General features: G+C 62.8%; 10 protein-coding genes. 2 read left to right on the top strand and 8 right to left on the bottom strand.

Features of this window, described 5'->3' with window-relative positions; all coding sequences use genetic code 11:
* Nucleotides 1-205 precede the first annotated feature (205 nt).
* From ACIP02_RS25690 to ACIP02_RS25725, 8 genes are all read right to left on the bottom strand, one after another.
* A complete protein-coding gene (locus ACIP02_RS25690; RefSeq protein ID WP_400622388.1) occupies nt 206-1672 on the bottom strand; it encodes a Gfo/Idh/MocA family protein in 1467 nt (488 codons plus the stop codon).
* Between the two features lie 74 nt (nt 1673-1746).
* Nucleotides 1747-3183, bottom strand: coding sequence for an O-antigen polysaccharide polymerase Wzy (gene wzy, locus ACIP02_RS25695; protein ID WP_400622390.1), 1437 nt, complete (start codon nt 3181-3183; stop codon nt 1747-1749).
* Nucleotides 3184-3247: 64 nt separating this feature from the next.
* Nucleotides 3248-4372, bottom strand: coding sequence for a glycosyltransferase family 4 protein (locus tag ACIP02_RS25700; protein WP_400622392.1), 1125 nt, complete (start codon nt 4370-4372; stop codon nt 3248-3250).
* The gene (locus ACIP02_RS25705; RefSeq protein WP_400622394.1) at nt 4365-5405 is read right to left on the bottom strand and encodes an NAD-dependent epimerase/dehydratase family protein; all 1041 of its coding nucleotides are present in this window, start codon (nt 5403-5405) and stop codon (nt 4365-4367) included. Before ACIP02_RS25705 ends, ACIP02_RS25700 begins: the two co-directional genes overlap by 8 nt.
* 11 nt (nt 5406-5416) lie before the next feature.
* Entirely contained in the window at nt 5417-6700 is a 1284-nt protein-coding gene (locus tag ACIP02_RS25710) for a nucleotide sugar dehydrogenase (protein ID WP_400622396.1), read from the bottom strand.
* 34 nt (nt 6701-6734) lie between these two features.
* Nucleotides 6735-8678 (bottom strand): asparagine synthase (glutamine-hydrolyzing), encoded by a 1944-nt coding sequence (gene asnB / locus ACIP02_RS25715; protein ID WP_400622398.1) that lies wholly within the window; start codon nt 8676-8678, stop codon nt 6735-6737.
* Nucleotides 8679-8696: 18 nt separating this feature from the next.
* Nucleotides 8697-10004 (bottom strand): O-antigen ligase family protein, encoded by a 1308-nt coding sequence (locus ACIP02_RS25720; protein ID WP_400622400.1) that lies wholly within the window; start codon nt 10002-10004, stop codon nt 8697-8699.
* A 5-nt stretch (nt 10005-10009) separates the two neighbouring features.
* A complete protein-coding gene (locus ACIP02_RS25725) occupies nt 10010-11422 on the bottom strand; it encodes a lipopolysaccharide biosynthesis protein (RefSeq protein WP_400622402.1) in 1413 nt (470 codons plus the stop codon).
* Nucleotides 11423-12162: 740 nt separating this feature from the next.
* Between ACIP02_RS25725 and ACIP02_RS25730 the strand changes: the two genes are divergently transcribed.
* Nucleotides 12163-19662 carry an SDR family NAD(P)-dependent oxidoreductase gene (locus ACIP02_RS25730; protein WP_400622404.1) on the top strand — a complete coding sequence of 2500 codons (7500 nt, stop codon included), beginning with the start codon at nt 12163-12165 and terminating at the stop codon, nt 19660-19662.
* 9 nt (nt 19663-19671) lie between these two features.
* Complete coding sequence (locus ACIP02_RS25735) at nt 19672-21024, top strand: aminotransferase class I/II-fold pyridoxal phosphate-dependent enzyme (RefSeq protein WP_400622406.1); 1353 nt, start codon at nt 19672-19674, stop codon at nt 21022-21024.
* Nucleotides 21025-21340: the final 316 nt, after the last annotated feature.

Raw genomic sequence — 21340 nt, forward strand, 5'->3', positions numbered from 1 at the left:
ACTGTTCGGGCTTCTGGTCAGAGTGAGAGGTGGGTGGCGACTTGGCTCCCACTCGTGCTTTAAGCACCGCTGGCTTTCAGTCTGCCACCCACTGCACTCACCCTTCTGAGTTTAAGAGGCCTTGAAGACACAAGCTGGCTTGCCTGCGATGGGCTGCGCAGCAGCCCCGGCAGTCTTAACTGACTGGCATTAGGGAGGTACTCTTTTAGCTGACAATTTCCAGGCGTTGCGTCGTTTTCCAGTTGCCACGGGTGAAGTCGGGGAAGTCCTGAGGTTGCCCATCTGCCTGGACCGATTTGACCGAGAGGGGCGCAACAGATGACCAGAATGCGCCTTCGTACACGTTTTGATCCAGGGGTAACCCTTCGCGTAGGCACTCGATGAGGCGGAAGTTCATGATTGCATCCATGCCGCCGTGGCCGCCATATTTCTGGCCAATAGCCTCCATGCGCTTATAGAGGGGATGGTCAAAGTAGGCGTAGAACGCATCGAACCCACCGCCTTCGATCCAGGCGTGGTAGTCCGAGCTTTTATCTGGAGCGCTTTCGGGAAGTTGCAGCAACTTGCGTAGCGCTGGCGTTGCCGTGTTCCAGCAATAGTCCAGTGCCAGACGGTTGGGGAAACCGGCACCAACGCCATGTGTACCTTGGATCAGATTGTGCCGGCTGTAAGGCCGCGGGGTTGACTCATCCCACTGAACCATGATGGTACGCCCGCGTAGGGTTTTGATGATCGATGTGTTGAGGTCGGTACCACCGCTGAAGTCGATGGTATTGACAGGTGAGTTCGGTTTGTACTTCTGCTTGGCGTAGAGCGCGTTGTTGCGTGCCGGCGAAGAGAACGATACCAGACGTCGAAAGTTGTCATCCTGGCGCACAAGGCTCATATATTGGGCGACTGGGCCGAGGCCGTGGGTAGGATAAAGGTTGCCATTGGTTCCTGCCCGGTGATGGACACGCCAGAAACCACTGCCACGGCCTGCCTCCAGCTGGTCCATCTGGTCTCTGAGTTCGTGAATGTAAGCGGCTTCGCCATGCAGGATCTCACCAAATACGTGCTGACGGCACATATTCAGGAACATGAGTTCTTCGCGACCGTAATTGACGTTCTCAAGCATCATGCAGTGGCGCCCGGTTTGCTCGGAGGTATCGACGATTTTCCACAGGTCGGCGAGCGAGGTCGCCATCGGCACCTCCACGAAGGCATGCGCGCCGGCGTTCATTGCGTCGACAGCCATGGGGGCATGCCACTCCCAAGGCGTGACGATCCAAACCGCATCGGGTCTGGTTTCGATGAGCATTTTTCGGTACGCGTGGGGGTCGCCGAAATACAGCTTCAGGTTTGCATGGCGCTGTGGGGCAGTGCGCAACGCAATGCCCCTTGAGAAATTGCACAAGTCTTCGTACAGATCACAAATGGCGACGATTTCCGTCCCTTCGCAGGCGGCAATATGCTCTACATGGGTTGGGCCGCGGGCGCCTACACCGATGATGGCAATTTTGACATTGTCGAGCTTCGGGGCGCTGAACCCGCCCATGTAGCGCGCGTTGGCTGGTCGACGGGGCGCCGAAACCTGAGATGAAGCCATTGCTGGAAAAGCTGCAAGGCCTGCTGTCAGGCTGCCAAGCGTTTTCAAGAAGCTGCGACGTGGAAACCCGCGTTTGTCACTCATGAATGTCATACGTCTCGATCAGAAAAAGTGAAAGCCCGCCATCAGCTCGACACATCAACCTTTCGGCTTCTGCCTCAGACCTGGCCCAGCCTGCGCCGCCATAGGTGGCTGCCGATGTAACAGGCGATTACGATTGCCGCATACACCAGCAGGAAGGGGATGACGCTGTAAAGCCCCGTACGTGGCAGCAACATCAGCTTCACGAAAATCATCACATGGGCGCCAAACACCAGCGGGTGGGTTGCATTGATCAACCTCGCCAGCAGCGCGCCGAACGCGGCGGCTGCAATCAGGTAGGCACCCGGCACCCACAGGGTGAAAGCATAAAAGTCCGCGAACAGCGACCAGCCCATGCCAAAGCCTTTCTGGTAGGCATCACCCGCCAACACGGCTTTCGACAAGTACTGCCCGAAATACAGTTGATCCAGCGGGATACTGGTGCCGTTGAGGGCCGCCAGTGTCGGGGTGATCGGCAGCACGCCATGCACGTAGGCAAGGGCAGGGTAGTGGTCGATCTGCAAGGCAGAATGGATATACAGCGCAGTCAGCCCCTGGTTATCAATAAACCAGGGCAGCAACAGCGCCTTGCTCGCCCCGAAGTCGATACCGCGCGTACCCATTGCCGCCATCACCACGACGCCGCCCAGCAATACCGGAATGGCCAACAAGGCAATGCGGTCGATACGCCGTATTTTCGTGTGAAACAGCCAGGCGCACAGTAGGACAAAACCCATGATCCCGCCGCGAACACCTAACTGAAGATTGGCGGTGTAGTAAATGGCCAACAACCCCAGCACACACCAGCCCAGCCACTTGCTTCGCGAAGCGAAGGCAAGACCCAGCGCCAGCAACAGCCCATATTGTGCAGCCGTGCTACCGCGCGTGGTGAAGTCTGCCGATGCAGACCCATACAGCGCCACGTAGCCGTTGTTGTGAACCGCTCGGTAGGCATCCGGGAAGCTGACCAGGAACGCCAGCGCGGAAACGCCGGCCAACGCAATGGCGGGGATGAGCAGGGATGAGGTCCATTGCAGGTCATGCCTGGTGGCGACGCTTGCCGGCTTTTTCCACAAGCTGAACATATACCCGGCGTGCATGGCATGCAGGCAAGTCACAAGGTACAGCGTCAGCCCCAAGCCTTCACGCGCGGTCAGCTCGATGGAGACGAAATCCGGCCGGTGCACCGAGAAGAAATTGCTTTCCATCTTCAGCATTGCCACGTCAAAGCCCATGGCATAGGCAATGAAGCGGCCACCAATGAACAGCGCCGTGCAGCCGAGGAAGAAGATATAGCTATGTACAAGCGTGCGATGTACCAGTGCGCTGGATACGAGCATGAAGGCCAGCGACCCCACCATGCTGATCGTCGCCCAAGCCTGCACCTGTTGCAGCGTCGCAGACTCGGGGGCAACCAGCCAGAGGCAGAAGAACATCGGTATGAGGGCGGCAGAAACCAGTGCGACATTACGCGGGTTGCAAGCTGAATCGAATACACCGTATTTGCTGAACATGTGAATCACGATCCTTCATCAGTGGTGGTTCCCTGCTTGACCATCACATCAGCTGAACCCTGTGCTAGCGGCCCAGCTTCATGGCTTCGAGCATTGCCGCATTTACGCGGTGAACATCATATTTTTCCTCGGCCAGTGCCCGGCTCGTGCGCCCCATGTGCTCGCGCAGCTCGCCCGAACCGGCAAGGCGGGCCATGGCCGTCGCCAGTTCGCTTGCGCTGCCTGGCGCGACCAGGAAGCCGTTGACCCCGTCCTGTACTGTCTCGCGGCACCCGGGGGCATCGGTGGTGATCACTGCCCGCCCGCTGGACATGGCTTCCAACACCGAACGTGGCGTGCCTTCGCGATACGAGGGCAGCACGAACACGCTGCAGTTGGCGAGGTAGGGTTTCACATCGCTGACCGCGCCGTGATAGTGAACGATGCCCTCTCGTACCCAGCCCTCCACAACCTCGGCGTTGATGCCTGACGGGTTTGAGTCCAGGGGGCCGACCAGATGTACCTCGGCGTCCGGGTGTCGCGCCTTGAGCGTGCGGGCCGCATCGACGTACTCGAATACGCCTTTGTCCTTCAATAACCGGCCCACGAACAAGAAACGCGGCAGCGGTGGCAGCGGTGCCACCGGGTAGCGTTGGGTGTCGACACCCGAGCCATTGACCACCCAGGTGGGCAGCGCAGCCTTCACCAGATGTTGTTCCTTGAACAGCTGCTGGTCATCCGGGTTCTGGAAGAACAAGCCATGGGCGAAGCGCAAGCCGAAGCGGTACAAGCCGGAGGCAATGCGGTTGATCAGCTTGCGCTTGAAGCTCGACTCGACATCGGTGAAGGCATAGCCCAGCCCGGTGATCAGTGCATAGCGATGGCTGACACCGGCAAGGGCAGCGGCAGGCAGGCCGTATACCACCGGTTTGATGGTATAGGCCAGCACCACATCTGCCTTGACTGCACGCAGGCACTTGCTGACCTGCAGCAAGTACTTGAGGTCGGCGAAGGGGTTCAACCCTGCCCGGGACATGGGTACCACATGGTACCCGACGCCCTTGTCGGCCAGCCGTTGACGAACAGAGGCATCATCTTCGGGAGCAATGGCCACGACTTCATGGCCATTGGCGCGCAGTGCATCCAGAAGGTCCCCGCGAAACCGAATCAGCGACTCGGCATGCCCGGCAATGACAGCGATTCTAGACATGCTTGCCTACATGGGTGATGTAATACGCTGCGCAATCCTGCAGGCCGTCTGCAATGCGATGGGTCGGCGCGTAGCCCAGCAAAGACTGCGCCTTGCTGATGTCTGCCTGCGAGTGGCGAACATCGGCAGCCCTGAAGTCGCGGTAAACAGGGGCCGCGTCCTTGAGTTGCGGCTTGCTGGTAGCGGCCAGGTCGCGAACATGCCCGAACAACTCGTTCAGTGTCGTACGGTCGCCCACCGCCACGTTGTAGACCTGGTTGAATGCGTCGGCGTTCTGAGTCGTGGCAGCCAGCAGGTTGGCCTGTACGGCATTGGCGACAAAGCAGAAGTCGCGGCTGGTCTCACCGTCGCCATTGATGTAGATGGGCTCATCGCGCAGCAGGGCGCCAAACCATTTTGGGATGACCGCCGCGTAGGCGCCATCAGGGTCCTGCCTTGGGCCGAACACGTTGAAGTAGCGCAGCCCGATGGTTTGCAAGCCATAGCAGCGGGCGAACACATCGGCGTACAGTTCATTGACGTACTTGGTAACGGCGTACGGAGACAGCGGCTTACCGATACGGTCTTCAACCTTGGGCAGGCCAGGGTGGTCACCGTAGGTCGAGCTGGACGCCGCGTAGACAAAGCGCTTGACGCCAGCGTCACGGCTGGCGACCAGCATGTTGAGGAAACCGTCGATGTTGGTGCTGTTGGTGCGGATCGGGTCTTCCAGGGAGCGTGGCACGCTGCCGAGGGCCGCCTGGTGCAGCACGTAGTCGACACCCTCCGCCAGGGCCAGCTGGCAGTCTTCCAGCTTGCGGATGTCACCCCGCACGAATTTGAAGTTTGCCCAGGCAGCCGGTGCAACAGCCTGTTGTACAAGGTCCAGGTTTTTCTGGTGGCCGGTTTCGAAGTTGTCCAGGCCGATAACGCGCTGGTTCAGCCCCAGCAGGGTTTCGAGCAGGTTCGAGCCGATGAAGCCGGCGACGCCGGTGACCAGCCAGGTACGCGGCGCATTGGCCAGTTCGCCAAGCAGTGTTTGGTAGGTGTTCATGCCATTCTCCATTACAGCCGCCAGAAGCGTGCGCCCGCTTGTTCCAGGGCCGGGCCGTCGCATACCCCTTTGACATCGATGACGACAGGGGCGGTGTGCATCAATTTCAGGTATTGCTCAGGCGCCCAGCGCGCGTAGGCGTCGTGTGCCACCGCTACGACCACTGCCGCGGCTGGCTTGAGCTGGTCCAGGCCCAGCAAGGTAACGCCGTACTCGTGCTCGGCTTCCTCGGCGGCGGCTTCAGGGTCGAATACCTGTACCGTGACGCCAAAGTCTTCAAGCTCCTTGATGATGTCGATGACGCGCGAGTTGCGCAGGTCCGGGCAGTTTTCCTTGAAAGTCAGGCCGAGCAGGGTGACCACCGCGCCGGCAATCGGGTGGCCGGCATGGATCATCTGCTTGATGGTCTGCTGGGCAATGAACGCACCCATGCTGTCGTTGATGCGGCGCCCGGCCAGGATCACCTGAGGGATGTAGCCGAGCTTTTCGGCCTTGTGCGTCAGGTAATACGGATCGACACCGATGCAATGCCCGCCGACCAGGCCTGGCTTGAACTTCAGGAAGTTCCACTTGGTGCCGGCAGCTTCCAGCACGTCGAGGGTATCGATGCCCATGCGATCGAAGATCAGTGCCAGTTCGTTCATCAGTGCGATGTTCAGATCGCGCTGGGTGTTTTCGATGACCTTGGCGGCCTCGGCTACCTTGATCGAGGCGGCTTTGTGCACCCCGGCAGTGACGACCGAGGCATACACGTCGGCGACGATTTCGAGGGTGGCAGCGTCTTGCCCGGAAACCACCTTCTTGATCTTGGTGAACGTGTGTTCCTTGTCGCCCGGGTTGATACGCTCCGGGCTGTAGCCCACGGTAAAGTCCACGCCGCATTTCAGGCCGGAGACGCGCTCCAGGATAGGCACGCAGATTTCTTCGGTTACCCCGGGATAAACGGTGGACTCATAGACGACGATGTCGCCCTGTTTCAGCGCCTTGCCTACGGTTTCCGAAGCTTTGACCACAGGCGTGAGGTCTGGCTGGTGAGCGTCGTCGATCGGGGTGGGGACCGCGACAATATGGAAGTCTGCCTTGGCCAGCACGTCAGTCTGGCTGGTGAATTCGATCTGCCCTTGCGCGAGCTCTTCCTGGGTGACTTCATTGGTGCGGTCGTGGCCCGCGCGAAGTTCCTGCAGGCGACCCTCATTGATATCGAAGCCGACTACCGGCCCGTGTTTGCCAAATGCGACGGCTACGGGCAAACCTACATAACCCAGCCCGACCACTGATACCTTTCTCGGATACATCGACATACCTCAAAAAAATGATGAAAGCTGCTGTTCAGAAGGTGCTTTTACGATCGAGCCAGGCCTGGAACATCAGTACGGGCCAAAGCTGTTGCTGATAGTTGCCCTGACCGCGAAGGTGCTTTTCCCAGACACTGCGAATCGGGCCGGGTACGAAATAACCTTCTTTTGCCAGCCGTTGCGGGTCGAGCAACGATTCTGCCCAATCGCGCAACGGGCCGCGCAACCAATCGTGAAGTGGAATGCCGAAGCCCATTTTCGGGCGTTCGATAAGTTCGCGCGGAACATAGCGATAGAGTAGCTCGCGAAGTATCCACTTGGTGTTGCCATTACGGATTTTCAACGACATTGGCAACGTCGAGGCAAACTCCACGATGCGATGGTCCAGGAACGGTACGCGTGTTTCGAGGCTGACGGCCATGGCCGCGCGATCAACCTTGGCCAATATATCGTCTGGCAGGTAGGTCAACGTGTCCTGGCGCATCATCCAGGCAGCGAAATCACTGTCACCCAGCGATGCCAGGCCTGGCAAGCGGGCCCCGATGACCACATCTTCAGCGTTCTGCCATTGCGATACCACATGGTCGTACATCTGGCTGGCGCTATCGTGGCGCATCACGCCGGCGAGCTTGTGCAGCTTTTCGCCCGGCAAGCGGACCCGTAGCGACGCCGGGGTAACCGGGCTCAACCCGCTGGCAATGGCGTCCCAACGGCTCGGCGGGGCCGCTTCGATCAGGCGTGCGGCGAGCTTGCGTGCCGGGGCTGGCAAGCGGCCCAGCTTGTGCCACACCTTGGGCAGGTACTGGTAGCGGTTGTAGCCACCGAACAGCTCGTCCCCGGCATCGCCAGACAAACTGACGGTGACATGTTCACGCGCCATTTGCGAAACCAGGAAGGTCGGAATCTGTGACGAGTCAGCGAAAGGCTCGCCGTAGATGTCCGGCAGTTTCGGCACGACATTCAATGCATCGTCACCCGATACATAAAGCTCGGTATGCTCTGTACCCAGGTGCCGGGCCACGGCCTTGGCGTGCTCAGCTTCGTTGTAGCCCGGGTTGTCGAAGCCGATGGTGAACGTCTTGACCTTCTGCGCCGACAGCGATTGCATCAGGCTGACAATCAGCGTCGAGTCGATGCCGCCGGACAGGAACGCGCCCAGTGGCACATCCGCGACCATCTGGTCGCTGATTGTGCTGCGCAGCAGTTCATGAAGTTTATCGACCGCTTCGTTATCGGCGTAGCGCGCCTGAGCGCCGGCCGCCACATTCGGCACTTCCCAGTAGCGCTGCGGGGTGCCGGTGGTGCCGCTGACCATTGCGGCGCGGTCGAGCTCCAGCCAAGTGCCGGGCGGCAATTTGTGAATGCCCTGGTAAATGGAGTGGGGCGCCGGGACATAGGCGTACTTCAGCAGCAGTGCCAGGCTGTCGCGGCTGATGTCGGCGTGAAAGCCCGGGTGCGCCTCGATGGCCTGCAATTCGGAGGCGAACAGCAGTGCGCCGTTCTGGAAGCCGTAATACAGCGGCTTTTCGCCAACCCGGTCGCGGGCAAGGGTGAGGGTTTCGCGGTCGCGGTCCCATACCGCCAGGGCAAACATGCCGACCAGCTTGCACAGGGTTTGTTCGATCCCCCACTGCTCGAACGCGGCCAGCATGACCTCGGTGTCCGAGTGGCCGCGCCAGTGTATTGAGCCCTGGGCTGCGGCTTCGAGGGTTTTGCGCAATGCCTGGAAGTTGTAGATCTCGCCATTGAAGACCATGACATAGCGGCCGTTGGCCGACGCCATGGGCTGGTGGCCTGCTGCGCTCAGGTCGACGATGGACAGCCGGCGGTGGCCAAGGTACAAGCCGGCACCGTTGTCCCAGGCGCCAGCATCATCCGGGCCACGGTGCACGATGGCGTCGGTCATGCGGGTCAGGGCGCTGGGCGCGTCGTACTTGCCTTGGCTGTTGGGGTGCCAGAACCCTGCAATACCACACATAGCACAATCCCTTGATAATCAATTGGGTTGAGGTTTCTCGCGCAAGGCAGTGAAGATGCCATGTTTGACCGCAAGGGCACAGATGATCATGTAAAGGCTGAAGACGGGCTGACGGAGCATGAAGTGGGCGCCGGAGAAAACCATCAACACTACCAGCACTGCCAGCGAATAAGGGTCACGGGCCTGGCAGGCCTTTACCAGCAGCCAGAGGTACAAGGCTGCAAACAGTAGCACGCCGGCAATGCCCACCTGGGTCAGCATGTCGAAGCCAAGGTTATGGGCCTCTTCCTTTTTAGCCGGGTCTTCAAGGTATGAGAATGCCCCAGGGCCATGGCCGATGAACGGGGCCTGCAGCCAGGCCTCATAGGCATGAATCCACAGGGTCTTGCGCACACCGCTCTTGTTCTGGTCGAAGCCCACGCCGATGACCGAGTCGGACTTGCCCGGGGCGAACACCGGGCTGCCGCCCTTTGCCGGAGCGTTGCCGAAGACAGACGCCATGGCCCCGGAAACAGCGGCCTCGGCCTTGACCAGTTGTTCGCGGCCCGGGCCGTCGACCATGAGCTTGAAGCTGGCAAAGGCCAGGACGAACGCGGCCAGGGTAGTGCCGAACAGCCGCCAGTTGAACGGCTTGGCCCAGACCAGCGCCACGCCGGTCAGCAGTGGCAAGCCGATGAACCAGGCCAGCAGCAAGGCATCGCTGCGCACGCAGATACCTAGCACGAAAAACGCCCAGATCAGCCCGAAGTTACGCAGCCAGCGCCTGCCTTGCCATTTGGCATCACGGTAGACCGCCAGCAGCCAGAACGGAATGGGCAGCAACAGCAGGCCAAGCTGGTTCGGATTGGTAGACCACGCAGACAGGCGCGACGGAAAATCGGTATTGATGCCCAGCAAGCTTGCCAGCGCGTTCGCATCGGTCACGAAGCACAGGAACGGTATGAGCAGCATCAGCCCGGGGATGGCCACCAGTGCCTTGATGAAGCTCTCGAACTGCTGCTTAGAGGCCTGCTCCAGGCAAGCGATGGCCATCAGCGAGAAACAGCCCGAATACAGGTACGCCGCAGCGGTATGCGTGGAACTGGCGCCCTTGACCGTGCCCAGCAGCATGGCCACTGCGGCGATGGCAATGAAACCCATCCAGAACAGCATCACCGGATGCGTGAGGTAACGCAGGGCCTGCCTGTAGCGCAGGGCCCAGATAAACAGCAGCATCACCGCGACTTCGCCAATGCCTATCGGCATGCTGCCAAAACGCAGCGCAGTTGCGACCGACGCGAAAACGACCAGCGCCGCCCCTATCGCAATGGGATTCACCTTGCTCATTACACCTACCTGAGTACACGCAACTGCTTCGCCAGAAGGGCGAGGCAGCCAACCGATACGGCCAGCAGCAGCAGGGGTAGCACTGCCGCCATGCCGTGAATGAAGGGGACAGCAAACACGCCGATGGCAACGCCAGCCCAGGGCAGCAGCCCCCGTGCCGACCTGGCCCACGGCGATGCCAGCAGGGCGCCGTTGCGGCAGTCGACAATGACCACGGCAAGCAATTGGGAGGCGAACCAGGCCCAGCCGATTTCCCGCGTACCCTCGCCCTGGAAGGCATACAGGGTGGCGGCGCCGGCTGCCAGCGACAGCAGGTTGATGAGCAGGGCGGTGCCAGCATCTTTCTGGGCCTGCAGAAACTCATAACCCAGGCGCACATGGCCAGACATGCAAATGCCGGCCAGCAGCCCTGCGGCAAACGGCGCGGCCGCCTGCAGTGGCGGGAACCCCTTTGCCAGCAGCGGGAACACCGCCAGCCCGGCCAATGTGAGTGTGGCGTAAACCAAGGCGCTGCCCAGGTTTATCTGGCTGATCATGCCTTGTAGCCACGTGCGTTTCTGGGCGTCGGCCAGCCACTGGCATATTCTTGGATAAACCAGCACCGGGTACAGCGTGGCGACGAACCATACCTTGTTGAGTACGTCATACACCGACCTGTACTTGCCCAGTGTTTCGGCGCCGTAGGCATGGCTGATATAAATTGAGATGAATTCGGTGGCAAGCACCTGCAACAGCGCAACACCGACGATGGGGGCGGCCTGGCGATAGAGTGCGCCGACGAAGCCCCAGGCGACCCGGCCGCCCGCTTCGCTCGCCTTGCCGCGCCAGAACAGCCAGAGGATCAGGTAGTCGGGGACCTTGCGCAGGACGATGGCCGCCAGCACCCATTCGATTTGCTGGGTGCTGGCAGCAACGATGGCGACGGTAAAGAAGCGGCTCAATTGTATGCACAGTTGATATTGCGCATAGGTGAAGTGCCGGCCGTGCAGCACATTGAGCATCTGGAAGTACTGGCCAGGCAGCGCCATTACATATTCGACCAGCGCTGCGGCACCAATCCAGTAGGCAAGGTCCAGGCGTTCGGTACGCAGCGGGAACAGCTGGGAGACGCCTTCGGCAATCAGGGGCGTGCTGATCAGCAGTACCAGGCCGGTGATGGTATACGTTGCCCGCGATGAGCGGATCAGCTGGCTACGCTGCTGGTCGCTGGCCGAGTAAGCGCTGCTGACCACCGACTTGGACAGGGCCGAGTCGAGAAACAGCAGGGTGCTGGAGAGAATGATATAGATGGAATAGAAGCCATAACCATCGAACCCGATGAAGTACACGACAATCGGGATGATCAAGATATTGAGTAGGAAATTCAGGCCGTTGGCAGAATAGAGTGCCAGGGATTTTTTCAACCAACTATTCAACATTATCTCCCTGTGCCGAATTTAATAGATTTCGGCATTCCGGTTGCCTACGCGGGTGGTACGGGGCGCAAGGCCCATTGTTGTTATGGTGCGGCGCAAGCATCTCCCGCCTGGCCTTCCAGCAGCAAGGCTGCCGAGTATGGGAGGCCGGTAATAATACTGGATAGGACGACTCTGGCAAGGGGCTTGAATAGAGCACGGAAGCAGGCATATCACCGGGCGAACAATAGGAATGATTTTGCTGGTAGATAATTCGAGTTTGGCTGTAGGACTTTTCCATTTTGTTGCCTTATTTGGCAAAGTCCGACGCTAGGTTGCCAGGCAGGCCTTGATTGCGCGGAAGGGTGCACATAACCGTCGGGTGGCGTCTGGCAACGTAAAATACGCAGAGTTCCCCCATGGCGCAGAGGGTGGCGGTGGTTCTCTCCAAAGCTCGACGACCTCGGTGCTGGCCAGGCGCTGCTGATGTCTTGTGGCCACCACTCGACCCAGACCCGATGCGGGCGTTGCCACACCCCAGGGTTTTCCCACCCTCGCAACCCGCGTATCATCCGTACACACAAATCTGAACAATCCCACGCCAGCCTCAGACCAAAAGTCTTGCGCCCGCCGCGTGCATGCTGCTTCAGGTAACCAGACAATCATCAGTGACGTACAACGACCGGCCAGCTTCATGGCCAGGCCAGGCATGCCGGCTGTCCAGCGGATGGGACGGTGCCCGATGAGATTTGAAGGAATAGGTTTTGATCAAGCGTAGAAAGGTTGCAATCGTTGGCAGTGCGTACCGTTTTCCTGGCTCTTCCAATGCCGGCTTCTGGCAAAACCTGATGGACGGTCGCGACCTGGTAACCCAGGTCGACCCGTCGCGTTGGGACAAACGCGAGTTCCTGCACCCGGACAAGGCCAGCCCTGCAACCAGCTACACCTTCGCCTCTGGCACCCTGGGCGATATCAGCGCGTTCGACGCAGGCTTCTTCAGTATCTCGCCGCGTGAAGCCGCGATGATGGACCCGCAGCAGCGCATGCTGCTGGAAATGTGCTGGGAAACCTTCGAAAACGCCGGGATCAAACCGTCCAGCCTGCGCGGCAGCAACTGCGGCGTGTACCTGGGCATTGCCGGTGTCGAGCAGTCGTACCGCCTGCTCGAAGACCTGTCGTCCATCGATGGCGCCACGGCCACCGGCAACACCATGAGCATCGCGGCCAACCGCCTGTCGTTCTTCTACGACCTGCGCGGGCCGAGCATGGCCATCGATACCGCGTGCTCGTCGTCGCTGGTGGCCTTCCACCAGGCCTGCCAGGCCATCCTCAGCGGTGATGTCGACCAGGCCGTAACCGGCGGCATCAGCCTGCACATGCACCCGTTCGGTTTCATGATCTTCGCCAAGGCGACCATGCTGTCGCGCACCGGCCGCTGCCAGTCGTTTGACGAAAACGGCGACGGTTACGCCCGGTCCGAAGGCGGCGGGCTGTTCCTGCTCAAGGACTACGACCAGGCCGTGGCCGATGGCAACACCATTCTGGCGGTGGTGGCGGCCAGTGCGGTGAACACTGACGGGCGCAAGTCCAGCCTGACCCTGCCCAATGCCGAGGCCCAGGCCGCGTTGCTCAAGCGCGCCTACGCCCAGGCCGGAATCGCCCCCGAGCAACTGGACTACCTGGAAGCCCACGGCACCGGTACCGCGGTGGGTGACCCGATTGAAACCCGCGCCATCGGCGAGGCACTGGGCCAGGCGCGTGGCGCCGATAACCCGCTGCCGATCGGCTCGGTGAAGAGCAACCTCGGCCACCTGGAAGCAGCCTCGGGTGCGGCCGGCCTGATGAAGGCGCTGAACTGCCTGACCGAGCGCACCGTGCCCGCCACTATTGGCGTACAGGCGCTGAACCCGAACATCGCCTTTGCCGACCTCAACCTGCAGGTGGTTACCGAACCCTTGCCGCTGAAGGCCGAAGGCCAGCTGACCGTGGGTGTGAACTCGTTCGGCTTTGGCGGGGCCAACGCCCACGTCATCCTGCAAAGCCCCGAGCCGCAAGCACCTGCTGCGCCAGCAACGGTTGCCCAGCGGGTGCCGCTGCTGCTCAGCGCCAAGAGCGAAGAAGGCCTGCGCGCAACCGCCGAGCGCTTTGCCGCCTATTTGGCCGAGCACCCGCAGGCCGACTACTACGATGTCGCCTACCAGGCCATGTACCGCCGCGATGCGCACAGCCACCGCCTGCTGCTGGTCAGCGACAATGCTGCCGAAGCCGCCCAGGCACTGGACGACTACGCCCAGGACCCGACCCTTAGCGAGCTGAGCGCGCTGCTGGAGGCCGGCCAGGCGCTGGACGGCGCGTCGGCCCCGGTGTTTGTCTATTCCGGCAACGGTTCGCAATGGCAGGGCATGGGCCGGGCGCTGCTCGACCAACCGCTGTTCGCCGCTGCAGTGGATGAAGTGGACGCATTGTTCCAGCCGTTGGCCGGCTACTCGTTGCGCGCCGAACTGCTGGGTGACAACGGCGAAGGCCGCTATGCCCGTACCGAAATTGCCCAGCCGGCGCTGTTTGCCCTGCAAGTGGCGGTGACCAAGGTACTGGCTGCCGAAGGCATTCAGCCGGTGGCGGTGATCGGCCACAGTGTGGGCGAAGTGGCCGCCGCCTGGGCCAGCGGTGCGCTGAGCCTGGAAGACGCCACCCAGGTCATCTACCACCGCAGCCGCCTGCAAGGCCTGACCCGTGGCACCGGGCAGATGACCGCGGTCGGCCTGTCGGGTGAGGCCACGGCGCAACTGATTGCCGAACTGAAACTGGACGGCCGCCTGGTGGTGGCCGGCGAGAACAGTGCCCGCGGCGCCACCGTGGCCGGTGAAGTCGACGCCCTGGCAGCGCTGGAAGAGGCCCTGGGCGAGCGTCAGGTGTTCGCCCGCCGCCTGGACCTGGACTACGCCTTCCATTCGCCGGCCATGAACCCCATCGAGCAGGCGGTCATCGCCGACCTCGCACACATTCGCCCGCGTGCCACGCACATTCCGTTCTACTCCACCGTGGTCGGTGGCCAACTGGACGGCGAGCGCCTGGACAGCCAGTACTGGTGGCAGAACATCCGCTTCCCGGTGCTGTTCCAGGGCGCGCTGGCGGCGCTGGTGCGCAGCGGCCTGAACCTGTTCGTCGAAGTAGGCCCGCATGCGATCCTGCGCAGCTACGTCACCGACGTGCTGGCCGAGTGCGAACAGCCAGGGCAGGTGATTGCCACCCTCAAGCGCAACGACCACAGCCCGCTGCTGCTGGAACGTACCGTCGCGCGCCTGCAGATTGCCGCGGTCGAGCCACAGTGGCCGGTACGTTTCCCGGTGGCCGGGCGCCCGCTGCGCCTGCCCAACTATGCCTGGCGGCATGACCACTTCAGTTTGCCGGTGAGTGCCGAGGCCAATGGCCAACTGAGCCACCAGCGCGTCCACCCGCTGCTCGGCTACCCGGTACCCGACCGCGCACTGACCTGGGAAAACCGCCTGGACACCCAGCAGTACCCGACCCTGGCCGACCACAAGGTTGGTGAGTCGGTGCTGTTCCCGGGGGCAGGCTTTACCGAACTGGCCCTGGCCGTGGCGCAACTGCACCAGCCGGGCGAGTTCGTCGATATCGAAGAGCTGGAAATCCACAACCCGTTACTGCTCAGCAGCGATAACAGCAAGAAAGTGCGCGTGCAGGTCGAAGAGGCCGACGGCACCCTGCGTATCAGCTCGCGCACGCTGATGCACCGCGAAGACTGGGTGCAGCACGTGGTCGCCCGCCTGCCGGGCGAAGCCCGCGGTGTGCTGCTGGACGCCCGTGCCCCGGCGCTGCCAGCACGCCCGGCCGACTTTACCGGCGAGCAGCACTTGGCGATGACCCGCGCGGTGGGCCTGAACTACGGCCCGGCCTACCAGACCGTGGCCGCCGCCTGGGTAACGCCAGAGCAGGTGCTGGCCCAGTTGGTTGTGCCAGCTGCCATCGAACACGAACTGGCTGGCCTGCACCTGCACCCGGCATTGCTGGACGGTGCCTTCCAGCTGATTACCGAGCTGCTGGCCAGCCGCCCGGGCCGTAACGACGGCCTGGCCTTTATCCCGGTCAAGCTGGGCCGCATCGCCTTCACCAACGCCGGCGGTGTACCGGTGCTGGCCGAGGTGCGCCAGCGCAAGCGCACCGCGCATTCGCTGCTGGTCGACTTCACCCTGTTCGATGCCAGCGGCGCTGCCGTGCTGGCGATCAAGGACGCGCGCATGCGTGCCGTACGCCTGCAGTACGACCGCAGCGGCGATATCAAACGCATGGGCCATGTGGGCCTGGCGGCGCCGGGCAAGGTGGTGCCGCTGCAGCGCCATGCCGTGGCCCGCACGCCGCTGGCCGAAGCCCTGCAACGCCTGGCCGACGAGCCGGCGCAGGTGCGTTACCTGAACGAAGTGGAACCGCTGCTGGACGTGCTGTGCAGCAGCTTTGTGCTGGATGCCGTGGAGCAGGCCGGTGGCCGCCTGAGCGCCGAGCAGGTGGCACTGTGGTCGCAGGCCCAGGGCGACTTCCTGGCGGCGCTGCTGCGCCAGGCCGAGCAGGACGGCAGCTTGCTGCGCAGCGCCGACGGCGGCTGGCAACTGGCTGACCAGGGCGAGCGCCCGGCGTCGGAAGCCATCTGGCAAGAGCTGTTCCAGAGCTACCCCGAGTACTTCCAGATTATCCACACGGTGGGCCGTATCGGCCGCCACCTGCCGGCCTTGCTTGATGGCAGCGTGCTGTTCGATACCCTGCAGCCACGGGAAACCAGCGCAGCCAGCCTGGCGCGCCTGGTGCTGGGCGCGGCAGGGCAGCAGCAGTTGCTGACCGGCATCGGCCAGACCTTGGCCGAGCGCCTGGCGCAATTGCCGGCTGGCCAGCGCCTGCGCGTGCTGGAAATCGGCTTTGGCGGCGCCTCGTTTGCCGAGCTGCTGTACGCCGGCCTGGATTTCGACCGCCTCGACTATGCCTACTGCGTGGCCGAGCCCGAGCTTGAGCAGCGCCTGCGTGACGACTGCCCGGCGCTGGAGGTGCTTGGCCTGGAGCAACTGGCTGAAGCCGGTAGCTTCGACTGGGTGCTGGTGCCAACCGACCTGGGCGCACTGGGTGCGGTGGGCGATGCCTTGCGCCTGGCCTGCGGCCAACTTAACCCGCACGGCCAGCTGGCGCTGCTGGGCCAGTACCCGGCACGCTGGGCCGATTTCGTCTTTGGTGCCCAGCCCGAGTGGTGGCTGGCCGGCCCGCAGCAGGCGTTGTCGCGTCAGCAGGCGCCGGCATTCTGGAGCCACGAACTGCAGCGCCACGGCCTGACGGCGCTGCGCACGCTGGACGCGTTGCCAGGTAGCGCCTGTGGCAGCTACCTGTTGCTGGCCGACAAGCCTGCGGCGGCTGAAGCTGCGCCAAGCGTGGCCGTGCAGCGCTGGGCAGTGCTTGCCGAAGCCGGGCAGGCAGCGGCCTTGAGCCTGGCCGAGCAGCTGCGCGCCCATGGCCAGCAGGTCGACCTGCTGCTGCCGGGTGATGCCCAGGCGCTGGCCACCCAGCTTGGCGCCATGACCCAGGCGCCGGAGCATGTGCTGCACCTGGCCGGCTTCGACAGCGCTGCCGGCCTGGACGGCCAGGCCGAGCGCTGCATGCTGGCGGCTGCACTGGTACAGGCTTGCGAGTCGCTGGCGATTGCGCCGCAGTGCTGGCTGGTTAGCCGCGGCGCTGCCGAGCACCTGTACAGCGCCGACAGCGCCGCTGACGTGGCGGGCATTGCCGACGCTGCATTTTGGGGCTTTGGCCGCACCCTGGCCAACGAATCGCCCACCTGCCGTATCCGTCAGCTCGACCTGGCCCACGCGGCAGCGATCGAACTGGCGTTGCCAGCGTTGCTGCATGCCGACAACGAAACCGAGCTGGCCCTGGATGCCGATGGCCGTCGCTATGTGCCGCGCCTGCGGGTGCTGGCTGACCAGCCGCGCCACAGCGCCAGCGAAGCACAGTGGGTATGCCTGGGCTTCGACCTGCCTGGCCAGCTGCGCAACCTGCGCTGGGAAGTGCGCGAGCCGCGCCAGCCCGCGTCAGACGAGCTGGATATCGCCGTACGTGCCACCGGCCTTAACTTCCGCGATGTGATGTTCGCCCTTGGCCTGCTGTCGGACGAAGCCATTGAAAACGGGTTCTCCGGCCCCACCCTGGGCTTTGAATTTGCCGGCGTGGTCGAAGGCAAAGGTGCCGACGTGCTCGGCGATTTTGCCCCCGGTGACCGCGTGGTGGGCTTTGGCCCGTGCAGCTTCGCCAACCGCCTGGTGACCAACGCCAACGCCGTGGCGCGCATCCCTGAAGGGATGTCGTTCGAGGCGGCGGCGACCATTCCGAGTACCTTCTTCACCGTGTACTACGCGCTGCATCACCTGGCGCGCCTGGAGCCGGGCGAGAAGGTGCTGATTCACGGTGCTGCCGGTGGCGTGGGCATTGCCGCCATCCAGATTGCCAAGTGGCTGGGGGCAGAGATCCATGCCACGGCCGGCAGCGACGAGAAGCGCGACTTCCTGCGCCTGCTGGGCGTGAACAACGTCTACGACTCGCGCTCGCTGGCCTATGCCGACCAGGTGCTGGCGGCCACTGGCGGGCGTGGCGTGGATGTGGTGCTGAACTCGCTGGCCGGTGAAGCTATCAACCGCAACTTCCAGGTACTCAAGCCGTTTGGCCGCTTCCTGGAGCTGGGCAAGCGCGACTTCTACCAGAACACCCGCATCGGCCTGCGCCCGTTCCGCAACAACATCAGCTACTTCGGTATCGACGCCGACCAGCTGATGAGCGAGCGCCCAACGCTCACCCGCCGGCTGTTCGCCGAAATGATGGAGCTGTTTGCCCAAGGCATTTTGCACCCGCTGCCGTTCCGCGAGTTCGACGCCAACCAGGTGGTCGAAGCTTACCGCTACATGCAGCAGGCGCGGCAGATCGGCAAGGTGGTGGTGACCTATGCCAACCCCATCCAGCAGACCGTCGACACCCGCGCGCAGCCGCCGCGGGCCTTGCAGCTGGCCGCCGATGCCAGCTACCTGGTCACCGGTGGCGTGGGTGGCTTTGGCTTGCGCACGGCGCAGTGGCTGATCGACAAGGGGGCCCGCCACTTGGTGCTGCTGGGCCGCCGCGGCCCGGCCAGCGTCGAAGCCCAGCCGCAGCTGGCGCTGTGGCAGGCGCAAGGTATCGATGTGCAGGCGGTGGCCTGCGACATCACCGACCGCGGGCAACTGCAGGGCGTGTTCGAGCGCATCGCTGCCAGCCCATGGCCACTGCGTGGCCTGGTGCATGCGGCCACCGTGATCGACGACAGCCTGATCCGCAACCTTGAGGCAGACCAGCTGCGCCGCGTGCTGGAGCCCAAGGCCAAGGGCGCGCAGTACCTGCATGAGCTGACGCAGGGCCTGGCGCTGGACTTCTTCGTGATGTTCTCCTCGGCCACCACCCTGTTCGGCAACCCCGGCCAGGCCAACTACGTGGCGGCCAACCACTGGCTCGAAGCCCTTGCACGGCACCGTCGTGCCCAGGGCCAGGCAGCCACTGCCGTGCTGTGGGGTGCCATCGACGATGTCGGCTTCCTGGCGCGCAACAGCCAAATCAAGGACGCCCTGCAAAGCCGCATGGGTGGCGCTGCCTTGCGCGCCGACGTGGCCCTGGCCCAGCTCGAGGCCATGCTGCTGGACGGCGACAACGGCCATGGCGTGCTGGAACTGGACTTCAAGGCGCTGGCGCGCTTCCTGCCGAGTGCCAGCACGCCACGCTTTGTCGAACTGGCCCGCGCCTATGGCGGCGACCAGGAAGACGAAGGCAGCAGCGAAGACATCCAGCGCATGCTGGCGGAACTTGACGATGCCGAGCTGCTCGAACGCTTCGCCGAGATGCTCAAGCATGAGGTGTGCGAGATTCTGCGCCTGCCGCCGGCCCGCCTGGATGCCCAGCGACCGCTGCAGGAACTGGGGCTCGATTCGTTGATGAGCGTGGAGCTGGTGGTGGCACTGGAGGAACGTTTTGGTATTCGCCTGCCGGTGATGGAACTGAGCGACAGCTCCAGCATCGACAAGCTGGCCGTGCGCCTGCTGGAGCTGCTGCGCGGTGACGCGGGCAGCGGCGAAGAACAACTGGCGCAGAATGTGCTTGCCCGCCATGGCAGTGAACACAGTGCCGAAGAGTTGGCACAGATGAACGCAGCCTTGGCCGACAGCAGCGCGGCACCTAACCGATTGATTGATTAAGAGCGCCAGATGACAGCCAGAACCCCGACCGGCCTTGGTGGCGATGCCAAGCAACGCCTGATCCAGCAAGCCCTCGCCCGACGCCGCCACGTAGCGGCCGAGGGCGAGCAGGGCGCGACCCTGGAGCAGGTGCAGCAGGCTGCCCTGAAGGTGCCCGAGGCGCACTATCGCTTTGATCAGCACCCGGGGTACCAGCAACTGCGGGTGATCCAGCAGAGCGGCATGCGCCTGGGCCTGAGCAACCCGTTCTTCCGCCTGCACCAGGGCACGGCCGGTGCGCAGACGCAGATTGGCGAGCAGCAGTACCTGAACTTTGCCAGCTACAACTACCTGGGCTATTCCGGCCACCCACACGTGGCCGAAGCGGCCAAGGCTGCGATTGACCGCTACGGCACCTCGGTGTCGGCCAGCCGCCCGGTTTCGGGTGACCGCCCGCTGCACCGCGAGCTTGAGCGCGAACTGGCCAGGCTGTACGAGGTGGACGATGCGGTGGTGATGGTCAGCGGCCACGCCACCAATGTCACCACCATCGGCTACCTGTTCGGCCCACGCGACCTGGTGGTGCATGACGAGCTGATTCACAACAGCGTGTTGCAGGGCATTCAGCTGTCCGGTGCCCGCCGCCTGAGTTTTGCCCATAACGACTGGCAGGCGCTGGACCGCTTGCTGGGCGAGCAGCGCCAGCACTTCGAGCGGGTGCTGGTGGTGGTGGAAGGCATCTACAGCATGGATGGCGACTACCCCGAACTGCCCCGCTTCGTCGAGCTCAAGCACAAGCACAAAGTCTTCCTGATGGTGGATGAAGCGCATTCGCTGGGGGTGATGGGCGCGACCGGCAAAGGCATTCGCGAGCACTTTGGCCTGGCGGGTGATGACGTTGATATCTGGATGGGGACATTGAGCAAGACCCTGGCCAGTTGCGGCGGTTACATTGCTGGCAGCACCGCCTTGATCGAGCACCTGAAGTTCCTGGCGCCGGGCTTTCTGTACAGCGTTGGCATGCCACCGGCGGTTACGGCGGCTGCGCTGGCGGCGTTGAAGCTGCTGGCGGATGACCACGAACGCGTGGGGCAGGTGCAGGCGCGTGGCGAGCTGTTTTTGCGGCTGGCCAAGGAAGCGGGGTTGGACACCGCGACCAGTACCGGCCTGGCGGTCATTCCGGTGATTACCGGCAGCTCGTTCAAGGCCGGGCGCTTATCCCAAGCCCTGTTTGAACGCGGCATCAATGCCCAGCCGATCTTATACCCGGCGGTGCCGGAGCATTCGGCGCGGGTGCGGTTTTTTGTGTCTTGCGAGCATACGGAAGAACAGGTTCGGCATACCGTGGCGGTGGTGGCGCAGGAGATGGCGCGGTTGGGGTGAGGGTTGTCGGGGTTGGCTGCAGCTTTGTGGGGTTGCTGTAAGGCTTGGCTTTAGTTTTGTAGGGTTTTCGCAAGGTCTGGCTCTAGTTTTGTGGGGTTGCTGAAATCGAGCGCCGCCCGCGCGGCGCTTCGCGGGGCAAGCCCGCTCCCACATTTGTTTCGGGCCAGTTATTCCTGTTACAGAGGCGCGCGTACCCTTAGTGCATGGCAGAAGATAGCCGGAGGACGGCTGGCTTCCCCCGATATCAGATGGAACAAACAAGGCGGACAGAGGTGACTTCACAGGAATGACTGGCCCGAAACAAATGTGGGAGCGG

Source organism: Pseudomonas sp. NPDC089408, assembly GCF_044749445.1.
Classification (GTDB): domain Bacteria; phylum Pseudomonadota; class Gammaproteobacteria; order Pseudomonadales; family Pseudomonadaceae; genus Aquipseudomonas.

Coding starts and splice junctions, on each gene's coding strand:
- ACIP02_RS25710 (WP_400622396.1), bottom strand. CDS start 6,700: ATGTATCCGAGAAAGGTATCAGTGGTCGGGCTGGGTTATGTAGGTTTG.
- ACIP02_RS25690 (WP_400622388.1), bottom strand. CDS start 1,672: ATGAGTGACAAACGCGGGTTTCCACGTCGCAGCTTCTTGAAAACGCTT.
- ACIP02_RS25705 (WP_400622394.1), bottom strand. CDS start 5,405: ATGAACACCTACCAAACACTGCTTGGCGAACTGGCCAATGCGCCGCGT.
- ACIP02_RS25700 (WP_400622392.1), bottom strand. CDS start 4,372: ATGTCTAGAATCGCTGTCATTGCCGGGCATGCCGAGTCGCTGATTCGG.
- ACIP02_RS25725 (WP_400622402.1), bottom strand. CDS start 11,422: ATGTTGAATAGTTGGTTGAAAAAATCCCTGGCACTCTATTCTGCCAAC.
- ACIP02_RS25735 (WP_400622406.1), top strand. CDS start 19,672: ATGACAGCCAGAACCCCGACCGGCCTTGGTGGCGATGCCAAGCAACGC.
- wzy (WP_400622390.1), bottom strand. CDS start 3,183: ATGTTCAGCAAATACGGTGTATTCGATTCAGCTTGCAACCCGCGTAAT.
- ACIP02_RS25720 (WP_400622400.1), bottom strand. CDS start 10,004: ATGAGCAAGGTGAATCCCATTGCGATAGGGGCGGCGCTGGTCGTTTTC.
- asnB (WP_400622398.1), bottom strand. CDS start 8,678: ATGTGTGGTATTGCAGGGTTCTGGCACCCCAACAGCCAAGGCAAGTAC.